The organism is Streptomyces sp. NBC_00096, assembly GCF_045041305.1.
Taxonomy (GTDB): Bacteria; Actinomycetota; Actinomycetes; order Streptomycetales; family Streptomycetaceae; genus Streptomyces.
The window spans coordinates 7,032,719-7,047,171 of the sequence record NZ_CP108221.1; the positions used below are offsets into that span (position 1 = coordinate 7,032,719).

Annotated in this window: 11 protein-coding genes and 1 pseudogene; 1 reads left to right on the forward strand and 11 read right to left on the reverse strand. The window is 73.0% G+C overall.

Features of this window, described 5'->3' with window-relative positions; translation table 11 throughout:
* Positions 1-90 precede the first annotated feature (90 nt).
* The 11 genes and pseudogenes from OG904_RS31420 to OG904_RS31470 all read right to left on the reverse strand — a co-directional run bounded on the left by OG904_RS31420 (position 91) and on the right by OG904_RS31470 (position 13,221).
* On the reverse strand, positions 91-1,437 hold the full coding sequence (locus tag OG904_RS31420; RefSeq protein ID WP_405496803.1) for an MFS transporter: 1,347 nt from the start codon (positions 1,435-1,437) through the stop codon (positions 91-93).
* The gene (locus OG904_RS31425) at positions 1,434-2,801 is read right to left on the reverse strand and encodes a GH1 family beta-glucosidase (protein WP_405496805.1); all 1,368 of its coding nucleotides are present in this window, start codon (positions 2,799-2,801) and stop codon (positions 1,434-1,436) included. Before OG904_RS31425 ends, OG904_RS31420 begins: the two co-directional genes overlap by 4 nt.
* A 219-nt stretch (positions 2,802-3,020) precedes the next feature.
* Positions 3,021-3,848 carry a PaaX family transcriptional regulator C-terminal domain-containing protein gene (locus OG904_RS31430; protein ID WP_405496807.1) on the reverse strand — a complete coding sequence of 276 codons (828 nt, stop codon included), beginning with the start codon at positions 3,846-3,848 and terminating at the stop codon, positions 3,021-3,023.
* Positions 3,849-3,892: 44 nt separating this feature from the next.
* Positions 3,893-4,633: an Asp/Glu racemase gene (locus OG904_RS31435; protein ID WP_405498367.1), complete on the reverse strand. Its 741-nt coding sequence runs from the start codon at positions 4,631-4,633 to the stop codon at positions 3,893-3,895.
* A gap of 109 nt (positions 4,634-4,742) precedes the next feature.
* Positions 4,743-5,651 carry a fumarylacetoacetate hydrolase family protein gene (locus OG904_RS31440; protein ID WP_405496809.1) on the reverse strand — a complete coding sequence of 303 codons (909 nt, stop codon included), beginning with the start codon at positions 5,649-5,651 and terminating at the stop codon, positions 4,743-4,745.
* A 59-nt stretch (positions 5,652-5,710) separates the two neighbouring features.
* Positions 5,711-6,823, reverse strand: coding sequence for a cupin domain-containing protein (locus OG904_RS31445; protein WP_405496811.1), 1,113 nt, complete (start codon positions 6,821-6,823; stop codon positions 5,711-5,713).
* Positions 6,820-8,079 carry a carbon-nitrogen hydrolase family protein gene (locus OG904_RS31450; RefSeq protein WP_405496813.1) on the reverse strand — a complete coding sequence of 420 codons (1,260 nt, stop codon included), beginning with the start codon at positions 8,077-8,079 and terminating at the stop codon, positions 6,820-6,822. Before OG904_RS31450 ends, OG904_RS31445 begins: the two co-directional genes overlap by 4 nt.
* A 15-nt stretch (positions 8,080-8,094) precedes the next feature.
* Positions 8,095-10,386, reverse strand: a complete 2,292-nt coding sequence (locus OG904_RS31455) for an FAD-dependent monooxygenase (protein ID WP_405496815.1) — start codon at positions 10,384-10,386, stop codon at positions 8,095-8,097.
* Positions 10,377-10,826, reverse strand: coding sequence for an acyl-CoA thioesterase (locus OG904_RS31460; RefSeq protein ID WP_405498369.1), 450 nt, complete (start codon positions 10,824-10,826; stop codon positions 10,377-10,379). The genes OG904_RS31455 and OG904_RS31460 overlap by 10 nt, the downstream gene beginning before the upstream one ends.
* A 159-nt stretch (positions 10,827-10,985) precedes the next feature.
* A pseudogene (locus OG904_RS31465) lies at positions 10,986-12,608 on the reverse strand (AMP-binding protein); the annotation flags it as partial.
* Between the two features lie 112 nt (positions 12,609-12,720).
* Positions 12,721-13,221 carry an ATP-binding protein gene (locus OG904_RS31470; protein ID WP_405496817.1) on the reverse strand — a complete coding sequence of 167 codons (501 nt, stop codon included), beginning with the start codon at positions 13,219-13,221 and terminating at the stop codon, positions 12,721-12,723.
* A gap of 237 nt (positions 13,222-13,458) precedes the next feature.
* Here OG904_RS31470 and OG904_RS31475 point away from each other — a divergent pair, with 237 nt between their 5' ends.
* Complete coding sequence (locus OG904_RS31475; RefSeq protein WP_405496819.1) at positions 13,459-14,412, forward strand: alpha/beta hydrolase fold domain-containing protein; 954 nt, start codon at positions 13,459-13,461, stop codon at positions 14,410-14,412.
* The last annotated feature ends 41 nt before the right edge of the window (positions 14,413-14,453 follow it).

Below are 14,453 nucleotides of genomic sequence, written 5' to 3' on the forward strand. Positions count from 1 at the left end.
GTCGCTCTGGAATCCGGTCCGTACAAGCTTGGGCCAAATGCGACGAAAAGGGTGAGGAATGTGCCGGTTCTCACGGAGGGTGCGGATGGCCTACGGAACCGAGCGGATCCGGCGGACCAGCACCGATCCCGCGAGGGCCAGGGCGCCCGCGAGTGTGTACAGGGCCGTGTACCCGCCGAGGTGGGTGACGACCGGGGCCGCGATCACGGGGGCCAGGACCTGCGGCATCGAATTGGCGATGTTGATCACGCCCAGGTCCCTGCCCCGGTCCTCCGCGGTCGGCAGCACGTCCGTGAGCAGGGCGAAGTCCACCGCCGTGTACACGCCGAAGCCGAGGCCGAGGACGAGTGAGGCGACGATCGCGCCGGTCCAGGTCTGCCAGCCGGCGAGCAGCAGCGTGGCCGCGCCGATGACCAGCCCCGAGCGGATGACGTAGACCTTCCGGCGGCCGCTGCGGTCCGACCGGATGCCGCTGATCACCACCGTGGCGAGCAGGGCGAGCGCGTTCAGCGCGGTCAGGATCAGGACGCCGGTGTCCGCGTCGCCCCCGTAGCGCACGGCGTCGGTGAGGTAGTAGAGCAGGTACATCGTGCTGATGGAGTAGGACAGGTTCATGAGGAACCGGGTGAGCCAGGCCCAGCCGAAGTCCGGATGGCGCCTCGGATCGATCCAGAAGCCGGTCAGGAAGGTCCGCCACCGGAAGGGCGGCCGGGCGGTGGGGGCGAGCACCGAGTCGCGCCGCATCAGTACGTACGGCACCGCCGCGAGCACGGAGAAGGCCGCGCAGGCCAGGTAGCCGGCGGTGATCCCGCCCGCGACCGTGGCCAGCGCCGTGCCGATCAGGATGCCGACGACCTGGGAGACGCCCAGCCAGCCGCCGACCAGTCCGCGCTGCCGGGGCGGGACCTGGTCGGGGACGGCCGCGGTGAGCGCGGCGAAGGCGGCGTTGAGCGCGAGCTGGACCAGGCACCAGCCCGCGATCACGACCGCGACGCCCTGCGCCAGCGCCAGCACCACCAGGCCGGCGGCCCCGCCCGCCACCCCGGCGACCACCCAGGGGATACGGCGGCCCGCGCGCGCCGTCGTACGGTCGGACAGGGCGCCGAAGACGGGGTTGGCGACCATCGAGACGGCCGCCCCCAGTCCGGTCACCACGGCGAGGGTGGAGGCCTTGTGGTCGGGGGCGAGGTGCTCGGCCTGGCGCGCCAGGAGCAGTTGCAGCGGGCCGAACCAGCCCACCCAGACACCGAGGTTGGCCAGGGACAGCGCGCTCACCCAGCGACCGCCGGGCGAGGCGCCGGCCTCCGCGTCCCGCGGGCCCTGCGCGCTCTCCGGGCCTTCGGCTCCCTCCGCGTCCCGCGGGCCCTGCGCGCTCTCCGGGCCTTCGGCTCCCTCGGCGCCTTCCGCGCCCTCCGCAGCCTCCGGCCCGGCCGTCATCTGCCGCTCCTGATCAGGTCGCGGTACCAGGCGTACGACTCCTTGGGGGTCCGCGCCAGCGTCTCGTAGTCGACGTGGACGAGCCCGAACCGCTGCCGGTAGCCCTCCGCCCACTCGAAGTTGTCGAGGATCGACCAGATGAAGTAGCCGCGCACGTCGGCCCCTTCGGCCATCGCCCGGTGCAGGGCGCGCACATGGCCCTCGTGGTAGGCGATCCGGCGCGCGTCCTCGATCCGGCCCGTGCCCGGGTCGGGCCCGTCACCGTAGGAGCAGCCGTTCTCGGTGATGTAGAGGGGCGGCAGCCGGTCACCGTAGCGCTCGCGCAGGGTGGCGAGCAGTTCGCGCAGCCCGTCCGGGACCACCGGCCAGTCGAAGTCGGTGCGCTCGTACCCCTCGATCTGCCGGATGTCGAAGGGCAGGCCGGAGGGGATCTCGATGCCGCCGAAGTCGGCGGAGCCGGCCGGGGTCGGGGCGCCGACGAGCATCGGGTTGTAGTAGTTGACCCCGTACCAGTCCAGCGGGGCCGAGATCGCCTTCAGGTCCTGCGCCACCGGGCCGGGCAGGAGGGCCTCCAGACCGTCCGGGTAGGCGCCGGTCAGGATCGGGTCGGCGAAGAGGCGGTTGGTGAGCGTGTCGTACAACTCGGCGGCGGCACGGTCCTCTTCGCCCTCGCCCGCGGCCCAGACCGGGCTGTGCGAGGCGGCTATGCCGATCTGGCGGGCGCCCGCCGCCCGCAGGGCCTGTACGCCCAGCCCGTGGGCCAGGAGCTGGTGGTGGGCGGCGGGCAGGGCGTCGAAGACGAGCTGCTTCCCGGGGGCGTGCTCACCGAGGCCGTAGCCGAGGAGGGTGACCTCGGCGGGCTCGTTGATGGTGATCCACATGGGCACGCGGTCGACGAGGCGCTCCGCGACCACCGAGGCGTACGCCGCGAACCGCTCGGCCGTGTCGCGCTCCAGCCAGCCGCCCCGCTCCTCCAGGGCCAGCGGGGTGTCCCAGTGGAAGAGGGTGGGCACCGGGGCTATCCCCGCGGCGCAGAGCTCGTCGACGAGCCGGTCGTAGAAGTCCAGCCCCGCCCGGTTCACGGGCCCGCCGCCCTCGGGCAGGACGCGGGACCAGGAGACCGAGAACCGGTAGGCGTCCACCCCGAGGCCGCCCATCAGCGCCACGTCCTCGCGGTAGCGGCGGTAGTGGTCGGTGGCCACCTCCGCGTGCGAGCCGTCCTTGACGCGCCCCCGCTCCCTGGTGAAGGCGTCCCAGGAGGAGGGGCCCCGGCCGTCGGCCGTGGGCGAGCCCTCGATCTGGAAGGCGGAGGCGGAGACCCCCCAGAGGAAACCGGCCGGGAACTGCGGTACGGGCGCTGTCATGCGGACTCGCTTCGGTCGGGGCGGCGCGGATCCCCAACACGGGTGCGGGGAAGTGCCGTCGGGCGCGTTGCTCACGGCACTTTCGGGTCCCCGGACCCACCCTGTCAATGGAAAGTGAACAATTCTCAACTTTTCCCGGAGCGCACTCCGCCGAGCAGGGGCAGCTGCTCCCGGCTCTGATCGAGGGCGGTGATCGGCGAGTCGTCCCGACCGGACGGCCTAAGCCGCGCCGGTCACGCTCCGCACGTGCGCGAGGCCCGGTCCGGCGAGCACCTCGTGCAGCTGCTGGAAGACCTGCCGGGCGCCCACCGCGTTCCAGTCCGCCGGGAGCAGTTCGGCGGGCAGACCCGGGTCGAGGTAGGGCAGCCGGCGCCACTCGGTGAGCATCGGCACGTAGTGGCGGAAGGCGTCCGCCGGGTCCGGGGCGCCGCCCCGGCCCGCGAGCCGGGCGGCGACCGGCGCGTACGCCGCGGTGAAGGCGGCGTACTGCGCCTGGATCGCGGGGAAGTCCCACCAGGAGCTCACCGCCCCGGGCAGATCGCTGAACGCGGCGTAGTCGGCCGCCGCGAACAGGTGGACGTACTCGCTCAGCCCGAGCCGCACCAGCATGTCGCGGGCGTCCTCCAGGAGCCGGCCCGGCGCCAGCCACACGCCGGGGGCGATGTTGCCGAAGCCGAGCCAGGTCAGCCGGGTCCGCAGCTGGTAGCGGTGGGAGCGCTCGGACTCCGGTACGGAGAAGACCGCCAGGGCCCAGCCGTCCGCCAGGTCCGCCGGTTCCAGGCTGGCGAAGATCCGCCGGTCACCCGCGTCGAAGACGGGGTGGACGGCGGGGCTGAGCCGGTAGCCGGTGGCGCCGCGGCGCTCCGGCTCCAGGACGCCCTTCTTCTTGAGCCGTGACATCGCGGAGCGGACCGCCTGGCTCTCCACCCCGAGCTCCGACATGAGCGTGATCAGGTCGGCGATGGAGATCCAGCCGCCGTCTCCGCGCAGGAACGCCCCGTAGACCGTGCTGATCAACGAGCTGGGCCTGAGGGGGCTGTCCGACATGATCACCTTCCGTTGTGTGCGGAGGTGATCCTATCCAGCCGGGGTCACTGCCCCGCAGCCGCCCGCCGCGCGAGGGGGGCCTGCGCGTACGCCCCCGAGAGGAGGTGACCCGCCCCGGGTGCCACGGCCGGCAGGTCGAGGGCGCGCAGCATCTGGTGGGCGGTGCAGACGGCCGCGGAGACGACCGGCTTGCCGAGCAGCTGCTCGGCCTCCTCGATGGCGCCGAGCGAGGGCATCTGCACGCACGCGGAGAGCACCACCGCGTCGGCGTCGGCGTAGTCCAGGGCGCGGGCCAGGCCGGGCAGCCTGGCCGGATCGTGCGCGGCCACCTCGAGGTTGTCGGGGATCTCCAGGGCCTGGTGGTCGAGGACCTCGATGCCCTCGTGGGTGAGGTAGTCCACGACGGTCTGGGTGAGGGGACGCATGTAGGGGGCCAGCAGGACCACCTTCCGGGCGCCCATGGTGTGCAGCCCGTGCACCAGGGCCCCGGCGCTGGTGACCACCGGGGCGGGGGCCCCGTTCTCCGCGGTGCGCGCGTGCAGCCGCTCCTCGGAGGTGCGGTGGTAGCCCAGCCCCATGCTCATGATGGCCACCAGACAGGCGTAACCCAGTACGTCGACCCGTGCGTCGGAGAGTTCCACGGCGCAGCGGTCGGAGTCGGCGTCCATGGCCCGCAGCTGCTCGGGCGTCACGTGCGTCATCCGCATGCGGCTGGAGTGGAAGGTGAAGCGTTCCGGCGCGACGGCGTGCCGGGCTCGCAGGATGGCCGGCACCTCGGTCTCCATCGTGACGTTCGAGCTCGGCACGATCTGGCCGATGCGGTAGGTGCGGACGGGGTCGTGCGGCACAACTGCCTCCTGGTGGCTCGGGTGGATTACACGGCTGGGCGGCGGGTCAGCGCGCGTCGACGACGGGGTTGGAGAGGGTGCCGATGATCTCGACGGTGGCCTCGACGGTGTCTCCCGGCACGAGGAACTCCGGCGGGACCATGCCCGCGCCGACGCCCGAGGGGGAACCCGTGGCGATGACGTCGCCGGGCTCCAGGGTCACGCCGGAGCTGATGTCGGCGATGAGCCGGGCGATGGGGAACAGCATGTGGCGGGTGTTCGACTTCTGCTTGGTGACGCCGTTGACGCGCAGTTCGAGATCCAGGGCCATCGGGTCCGGGACCTCGTCGGCGGTGACCACGGCGGGGCCGAAGGGGGCGTAGGAGTCCTGGCCCTTGGAGAAGAACCACTGGCCCGAGCGGCGCTGGTCGCGGGCGCTGATGTCGTTGACGATGCTGTAGCCGAATATGTGGTCGTACGCCTCCTCCTCGGTCACCCGGAAGGCGGTGCGGCCGATGACCACGGCGAGTTCGCACTCCCAGTCGAGCTGGGAGGTGAGGTCGCCGTTGTGCAGGATCGGCTGCCCGGGCCCCGTGACGGCGGTGGCGGGCTTGCTGAACAGCACCGGACGCGGCGGGAGTTCCTTGTCGGTGTCCAGGCTCCGGCTGGACTCCGCCACGTGCTCCACGTAGTTCAGCCCGACCCCGATGACCTTGCCGGGGCGCAGCGGGGCGCCGAGCGTGACGTCCTCGAGCCGGTGGACGGCCCCGGCGGGCCGGTCGGTGGGGTCGCCGTCCAGCAGACGGGCGGCGGTCTCGCGGGCGGCTTCGCCCGCCCGGACGAACGAGAGCAGGTCGCCGGGGAGTTCGGCGCCCACGTGCCGGGCGAGGGCCGCGAGGTCGTACACCAGGTCGTCGACCTGGGCGCCGAGGCGGTCGGCGGGGCCGGTGGCGGGCGTGTACGTGACGAGTCGCATCGGTGGCTCCTTGAAGGCTTGCGGGAAGGAGGGAAGGAAGGGAAGGGGTGCGCGGCCGGTCAGGACACCGGCTGGTGCCCGCCGTTGTCCGGGTACGCCTCTTCGCGGTGGAACCCGAGGGAGCGCATGACGGGGAAGTCGTTGAAGGAGAACAGGCAGGCGTCCTCGGACGGGTCGAGGTTGTGGTGCTCGTGCCAGGCCCAGGAGGGGACGCAGAAGACGTCGCCCTGCTGCCACTCGAAGCGCTGCCCGGCTATCACCGACACCCCGCGCCCCTTGGCCGCCGTGTAGATCACCGACCCGGTGTGGCGGTGGGCCAGCGTCGCCTGTCCGGGGCGCAGCAGCTGCATGTGGGCGCTCATGGTGGGCATGACGGAGCCGCCCGTGAGGGGGTTGGTGTACTCGGCGATCACCCCGTCGTACGGGGAACCCCCGGAGGCCTTGGCCAGGTTGCGCAGCGCCTCGTAGGTGGGCTCCCAGGGGAAGGCGAGCAGCGGGGAGTAAGGCCGCGTCCACTTCTCCATGCCGTACGGCAGCAGGTTGCCGCCGTAGCTCAGGACCGAGGAGTTGATCACCTTGCCGGGGGTCTGGTACAGCTCGGGGTGGACCTCGTAGAACCCGGAGTCCAGGGCGTTGACCAGGGGGATGTCGAGGCCGTCCTGCCAGATCACCGGGGCTTCGGTCCCGTCGTTGCCGTGCTCGTGCCAGGTGCCGTTCGGGGTGATGGCGAAGTCGCGGGGGCCGACCTTCAGCTTCTGGCCGTCGACGATCGTCCAGGCCCCGGTGCCCTCGTGCACGAAGCGCAGCGCGGCCGCCTGGTGGCGGTGGGCGGTCATGGCCTCGCCGGGGCCCATGATCTGGAGCCCGGTGTAGAGGAGTCCGGCGGCGGCGCTGACGTCCTTGCGGCCGGGGTTGACGAGCATGACCACACGGCGGCCCGCGTCATCGGCCCTGACGAGGTCGAGGGCCTTGCGGACCAGGGGGCGCAGTTCCTCGTAACGCCACAGCACCGGAACGGACTTGGGCTGCGGGTACCAGGGCTCGATGTCATTGGCCACGGTCCACAGCGCGCCGGCCTCGCGGGCTTCGAGCTCGGCGTAGTACGCGGTGAGTTCGGGGGTGTCGAGGACCCGTGCGCGGCCGAGCGCGGTGTCGTCCTGTTCGATGGTCATGCGTCCTCCTCGGGAGCGGTGTCGAGCGGTCCGGACAGGGGCGTCGACAGGGCTGCGGGCAGTGGTCCGGACAGGGCTTCGGACAGGGCTTCGGGCAGGGGTCCGGGCAGGGGTCCGGGCAGTGGTCCGGACGGGTATTCAGACGGGCTCGCGGACAGGGGCGCGGTGAAAGTGACCGGCTGGCGGGGCCGGTTGTCGACTTCGAGCCGGAAGACGTCGAAGCGGTTGTAGTGGCCGGTGATGTCGTGCATCTGCTTGGGCCGGATGCACCGGGCCAGGTCGATCTCGCCGTAGACGATGCCCTCCACGTCGACGAGCGGCTCCGTCACCGGGCGCCCGTCCGGGCCGAAGATGCCGGACAGGGCGCTGCGCGGGCGGGCGAACAGGGCCCGTACCTCCTCGTCGTCCCCGGCGACCGCGTCGACGATCTCCGGGGAGATCGTGGAGCAGGCGACGACGGAGAAGACCTTGCCCTCGAAGCTGTGGGCGGCGGTCCGCACGGCGATCGCCTCGGCCATGTCGTAGTCGGCCGGGGCCACGGGCAGGGCGATGTAGCAGGAGGCGTGGACCAGTTCGCCCTGGGCCAGCAGGGTGAAACGGGCCAGGGTGTTGGTGTTCTCCCCGCAGGCGAGCGCGCCGAGCGGGCCGACGGGGGTGCGGTGGACGCGCAGCGAGCTGCCGTCGCCGCCGGTCCACGTCAGCTTCTCGGCCCAGGTGGGCACCAGCTTGCGGTGCACGCCGAGCAGTTCACCTTCGGTGCCGATGGTGAGCAGGGTGTTGTAGAGCACCCCGAGGCTGTGCGCGGCGCGTTCGTTGATGCCGATGACGAGGACGATCCCGTACCGGCGCGCCGCCACGCGCAGGGCGTGGACGTGCGGGCCGTCGAGGTCGACGGACGCACGCTGGAGCCGCTCGAACCAGGGCGAGCCCTGGACCGGGTTCATCGTCCAGTTCCAGTACGGATAGCCGGGGAGGAACGCCTCGGGGAAGACGACGAGCCGGGCCCCGTTCCCGGCGGCTTCGGCGATCAGGGCGACGGCCTTGTCGACCGTGGCGTCGGGATCGAGGAAGACGGGAGCGGCCTGCACGGCGGCGGCCGTGAAGCGGGGCAGGTCCTGCTGGGACCGGTACTTGGACTGGGGTTGGAGCTGGGACTGGGGCCCGGCCGGCGACTGGGCCTGGGCCTTGGCCTTGGCCTTGGCCTTGGCCTGGGCCTGGGACTGGGACTGGGACTGGGACTGGGACTGAGGGTCCATGGGGATCTCCGCGGTTCAGTGGGCCGGCGCTGTGACGCGCGGCAGCCAGCGCTGGTGCACCGGTGCGGCGGGCCGCCGCAGCAGTTCGAGGCGGGGCGGCACCCGGTCGGTCCGGGCGGCGGGCGGCCGGCCGGAACCGGCCTGCCAGGACCGGGCCCAGGGCGCGGCGGGCCCGCGGTAGCCCTGTGCGGCGGCCGCGTGCAGGGTCCACAAGGGGTCGTGGAGCTGGGCGCGCCCCACGGCGCACAGGTCGGCCCGGCCCGCCAGGATCACCGAGTTGACGTCGTCGTACGAGGAGATCGCGCCGACCGCGACGGTCGGCACCCCGGTGGCGTTGCGGATCAGGTCCGCGTAGGGCGTCTGGTAGCTGCGGCCGAAGAGGGGCCGCTCGTGGGGCACGACCTCGCCGGAGGAGACGTCGATCGCATCGGCGCCCGCATCGGCCAGCGCGCGGGCGATCTCCACGGCATCGGCCTCGTCCAGCCCGCCCTCCGCCCAGTCCGTGGCGGAGATCCGGACCAGCAGGGCCTTGCCGGCCGGCCACACCGCCCGTACCGCGCGCAGCACCTCGAGGGGGAAGCGCAGCCGCCCGGCCACCGCGCCGCCGTACTCGTCGGTGCGCCGGTTGGTCAGGGGCGACAGGAACCCGGAGAGCAGGTGGCCGTGCCCGTACTGGAGTTCCAGTACGTCGAAGCCGGCCCGGTCGGCGCGCTCGGCCGCGCGCACGAAGTCCCGTACGACCAGGTCCATGTCGGCCCGGGTCGCCTCGCGGGGGACCGGGCTGCGCCCGTCCCAGGGCAGCGCGGACGCGGCCAGCAGGGGTCCGGCGGCCGCCCTGCGGCCCGCGTGGGTGAGCTGGATGCCCAGGCAGGTGTCCGACTGCGCGTGCACGAAGTCGGCGATCCGCCGCCAGGCGGCCTCCTGCTCGTCGGTCCACAGGCCGGGACAGCCCGCGTCGCTCCGGCCGCGGGCGCTGACCGCCGTCATGCCGGCGATGACCAGGGCCGATCCGCCGAGGGCCTGGGTGCCCAGGTGGACCAGGTCGAAGTCGCCCGGGACCCCCTCGCGGGCCGTGGACAGGGCCATGGGAGGGACGACGACCCGGTTGCGCAGGAGCAGGCCGCCGAGCCGGAAGGGCTGGAACATCGGGGGCACCGGAGCCGAGGTGTTGACGGCGGCGGTGAACTCCTCGTCGCGGGCGCGCAGCCCGTCGTAGGTGACGCGGCGGCTGCGGGTCAGCAGGTTGAAGGCGAACTGCGCCGGGTCCTGGCCCGTGTACCGGTCGATGTTCTCGAACCATTCGAGGCTGGCCTGGGCAGCGCGCTGGGTGGACTCCACCACCGGCCTGCGCTCGTCCTCGTACGCGGCCAGTGCGCTCTCCACGTCGGGGTGCTCGTGCAGGCACGCGGCCAGTGCGAGCGCGTCCTCCATGGCCAGCTTGGTGCCGGAGCCGATGGAGAAGTGCGCGGTGTGCGCGGCGTCCCCGAGCAGCACGGTGTTGCCGTGGCGCCAGGTGCGGTTGCGCACCGTCGTGAAGCGGAGCCACTTGGAGTTGTTGGGGATGAGCCGGTGCCCGTCCAGATGGTCGGCGAGGAGCTCCTCGCAGCGCCGGATGGACTCCTCGTCGCTGGTGCCGGGCGGCAGTTCGCGGCCCGCGGGACCGGCGAAGCCGCCGCGCTCCCAGCTGTCCTCGTCCATCTCGACGATGAAGGTCGAGCGGGTCCCGTCGTACGGGTACGCGTGCACCTGCAGGGTGCCGAAGTCCTGCTCCGCGACGATGAAGGTGAAGGCCTCGAAGACCTTGTCGGTGCCGAGCCACATGTAGCGGCCCGAACGCTCGTCCAGGTCGGCGGCGAAGGTGTCGGCGTAGGCGGCGCGGGTCGCCGAGCGCACCCCGTCGCAGGCGACCACCAGGTCGTACTCGGCGGCCAGTTGGCCGGGCGGCGGGGCCTGGGTGCGGTAGCGGACGTCCACCTCCAGGGCGGCGCAGCGGTCCTGGAGGATGCCGAGCAGCCGGCGGCGGCCCAGGGCGGCGAAGCCGTGGCCGCCGGAGGTGAGGGTCCGGCCGCGGTGGTGCACGTCGACATCGCTCCAGCGGGCGAACTCCGCGGACATCGCGGCGAACACCGCGGGATCGGCCTGCGCGATGCCGTCCAGGGTCTCGTCGGAGAAGACGACCCCGAACCCGAAGGTGTCGTCCGGGGCGTTGCGCTCCCAGACGGTGATCTCCCAGTGCGGGGAGAGCTGCTTGGCCAGGGCGGCGAAGTACAGGCCGCCCGGCCCGCCTCCGATGACTGCTACGCGCACGGGGCGCCTCCTCGGTTGTTCTCGATCAGTTCGGGGGCCTGCGGGCCCGCCTTCGTGAGGACCTCGCGGACCTCGGCGGGCCACGGGGTGGTCCCGGTGGCCCGGGCGGCGGAGTGGGCGATGACCATGCGGCCGGTGGCGGCCTCCGTGCCCTCCTCGCCGTGGACGCTGAAGGCGTAGTGGAGCGAGCTGGCGCCGACCTTGGTGACGCGCAGTTCCGTCCGCACGGCCTCGCCGAACCAGAGCCGGGCCCGGTAGTCGGCCTCGAAGTGGACCCGGGGCGTGCTGCCGAACAGGTGCGACAGCCCCAGGCGGCGCAGCAGCACGGCCTCGGCCGCCTCGACCCAGCGCACCACGGTGGAGTGGTGGTAGTGGCCCGCCGCGTCGGTGTCGGGCCATTCGACGCGGCGTTCGATGACGACGCTGGGCAGGCGCGGCACCTCGGCCTCGGGGCAGCCGGCGGCGCACCCCCCGTCGGCCGCCGGGAGCGCCGCCGGCGCCGCGGCGACCGGGGCCGTCGGGGCCGCAAGGACTGCCGGGACTGCCGGGACTGCCGGGACCGCGGGCGCGTGCAGGGTCGCCGACTCCCTCGCTCTGGTGCGCAGTTCTCCGCGTCTGAGCTTGCCGGTCTCCGTGCGGGGGAGTTCGGTGACGAACTCCACGGCGCGCGGGTACTTGAACGGCGCGATGGCCGCCTTGACGTGCCGCTGGAGCTCGCGGGCGGTCGCCTCCACGGCCGGGACCCCGGCGCGCAGGACCACGTAGGCCTTCACCAGCATGCCCCGCCGGTCGTCGGGCACCCCGACGACCGCGCAGTCCACCACGTCGGGATGGCCCGTCAGGGCCTTCTCGACCTCGGGTCCGGCGATGTTGTATCCCGAGGAGACGATCATGTCGTCGCTCCGGGCCACGTACCAGAAGTAGCCGTCGGCATCGCGGACGTAGGTGTCACCGGTGATGTTCCAGCCGCCGCGGACGTACGTGGACTGGCGCGGGTCGTCGAGGTAGCGGCAGCCCGTGGGGCCGGTCACGGCCAGCAGGCCGGGCTGCCCGTCGGGAACGGGCACGCCGTGCTCGTCGACCACGGCGGCGCGGTAGCCCGGCACGGGCCGGCCGGTGGAGCCGGGCCGGATGTCCTCGTCGGCCGCGGAGATGAACACGTGCAGCATCTCGGTGGCGCCGATGCCGTCGATGATGCGCAGCCCGGTGGCGGCGTGGAACTCCTCCCACACGGAGGAGGGCAGGGGTTCCCCCGCCGATACGCAGCGGCGCAGACCGGCCAGCAGACCGGCCGCGCCGTCGGCCATGATCGCGCGGTACGCGGTGGGCGCGGTGAACAGCACGGTCACCCCGTGCGCGGCGACGAGGTCGGCCAGCTGCCGGGGCGTCGCCTGTTCGATGAGCAGGGTGGCGGCGCCGACCCGCAGGGGGAAGACCACCAGCCCGCCGAGGCCGAAGGTGAACGCGAGCGGCGGAGTGCCGGTGAACACGTCGTCGGGGAGGGGCCGCAGGACGTGCCGGGAGAAGGTGGCGGCGTTGGCGAGTACGTCCCGGTGGAAGTGCAGGGTGGCCTTGGGCCGCCCGGTCGTACCGGAGGTGAAGGCGATCAGCGCGACGTCGTCCGCGGCGGTCTCGACGCTGGCGAAGACCCCGTCCTTGGCCGCGCAGCGGGCCGTGAGGTCACCTTCGCCGGGGCCGCCGTACGCGATCACGCGCAGGGGGCCGCCGTCCTGGCCGGCTGCCTCCGCGCGGCCGGCCGCTTCGAGTTCTTCCAGGTAGCGGTGGTCGCAGAGGGCGACCGAGGGCCGGCTGATCCCCGACAGCTCGGCGAGCTCGGCGGCGCGCAGCAGCGGCACGGTGGTGACGGCCACACAGCCGGCCTTGAGCACGCCGAACCAGGCGGCGACGAGCCACGGGTTGTTCGGACCGCGCAGCAGGACGCGGTTCCCGGGCCGCAGGCCCAGGTCCTCGGTGAGCACCTGGGCGACCTGGCCGGCGCGGCGCAGCAGGTCGCCGTACGTCCAGCTCTCGGTCGGGGTCAGCAGGCAGGGGCGATCGGGGCCCCAGCGCTCGACGGCGTCGTCGAGGAGGCTGTGGGCGCAGTTGAGCCGGTCCGGGTAGGCCAACTCCGGCAGGTCGAAGTGGAGTTCGGGCCAGAGCGAGAAGGGCGGAAGCCGGTCGCGGCAGAAGGAGTCGGCGTGTGCCGAAGGGGAGAGCTCCATGGGGCGGCACCTCAATCAGGGAGCAGCGGGGGAGATGGGGCAAGTATCTCGATAATTTGGCGTACGTCAATTCTCCGAGATATTTCACCGCAGTGACGGCCTCCCCGATATGTCAGGCGGCCGGGACGCGCACCCGGACCGTCTTGCCGAACTCCTCGGCGATGACGCTGAGTTGCCCGCCGATCTCGGCGGTCATCAGCTGCACGATCAGCAGGCCGCGCCCGCTCTCGGCGTCCGGGTCGGCCTCGGTGCGGGGGTGTGGCAGCCGGGGGAGCCGGGCCGCTCCGTCGGTGACGTCGAGCTGGATCCAGCCCCCTCGGAGGGACACTCCGACGCGCATGCGGCCGACGGGGCCGGCGTGCAGGACGACGTTGCCGACGAGCTCGCTGACGGCCAGCAGCAGGACGTCCGCGAGCTCGGCGGTGACCCGCCAGCCGTCGAGGACGGCCCGCACGCGGGAGCGCATCAGGGGGACGGCCGCCGCGCCGGGATCCGGCGCCCAGCGGGCGAAGCCGCAGGTCGGGGAGGCGGTGCCGGTGGGCTGCGGGGCGGCACCGGTCACCCGCGGGGCGGCGCCGGCGATCGGGGCGGGAGGAGTGGTGGAGGTGAGCATGGCGTGCTCCCGGAGGGGGAAGGCGACGGAACCCGTGCTGTGGCTCGTGTAACCGGCGGGGAACTCGGACTGCCCCCGGGCTTGTGGTCTGCGGAAGTGCGTCGCTACAGTCGTGATTACACGTGTAACACGTTAAGTCTCCCCGAAGGTCCCGTGCAAGCATTTCGGACATACGTTACGAAGCCGTGCCCCGTGCTTGCGGGCCTCCGGGGCCGCGCAGAATTTGGAAGGGCCGCAATGACGCAACCGCTCCCTGCCGCAGTCGACCTCGCCGACATGACCTGGCCGCCCCCGCCCTACCGGGCACCGGACCCCGCCGTGACGGACGAGCACGGGATCCGCCACTTCGACGGGGTCACGTACGCGACCACGCCCGGGTTCCGTCCCCGCCTGCTGGACGTCCGGGTCCCGGCCGGGGAGGGTCCCTTCCCGGTGGTGATATGGATCCACGGCGGCGGCTGGCTCGACGGCGACCGGCGTTACCCGCCGCCGACCGTGCCGGTGGAGCTGCTGCACGGGGCGGTCCTGGAGGCGGGGCTCGCGCTCGTCTCGATCGACTACCGGCACAGCCTGGAGGCCCCGTTCCCGGCCCAGCTGCACGATGTGAAGGCCGCGATCCGCTACGTCCGAAAGTTCGCCGCCGCCCTCGGCCTGGACGGTGACCGGATCGGCGTGTGGGGCGAGTCCGCGGGTGGCCACCTGGCCGCGCTCGCCGGTCTGGTCGGCCCGGACAGCCCGGAGGCCGAGGCGCTTGAGGGTGCGCACGGCGTGGGGAGCGGGGAGACGGGCGTGCTGGCCGTCGTCGACTGGTACGGGGTCTCCGACCTGGTCGCCCTCGCCGATCACCCCATGCCCGCGATGCCGGGCGGGACGGACTTCCCCGACCCGTACGAAGCCCTCCTCGGCGGATCCGAAGCCGAGCGGCCGGCGCTGGCACGGGTCGCCAGCCCGATCACGTACGCCCGCGGGCCGGGCCTGCCGCCGTTCCTGCTGATCCACGGAACGCACGACGGCCTGGTCCCGTACAGCCAGAGCGAGCAGCTCGCCGGGGCACTCGCGCAGTCCGGCGGCGCGGTCACCCTGCGGCCGGTGGAAGGCGCCGACCACATCTTCCTCGGATCCCCCGACATCGTCGCGATCGTCGGGGAGAGCGTGGCCTTCCTCGCGGAGCACCTGGCCGCGGGGTCCTGAGACCCGGAGCCGGGCGGAGCGGGGGGCCGGCGTCGGGGGGC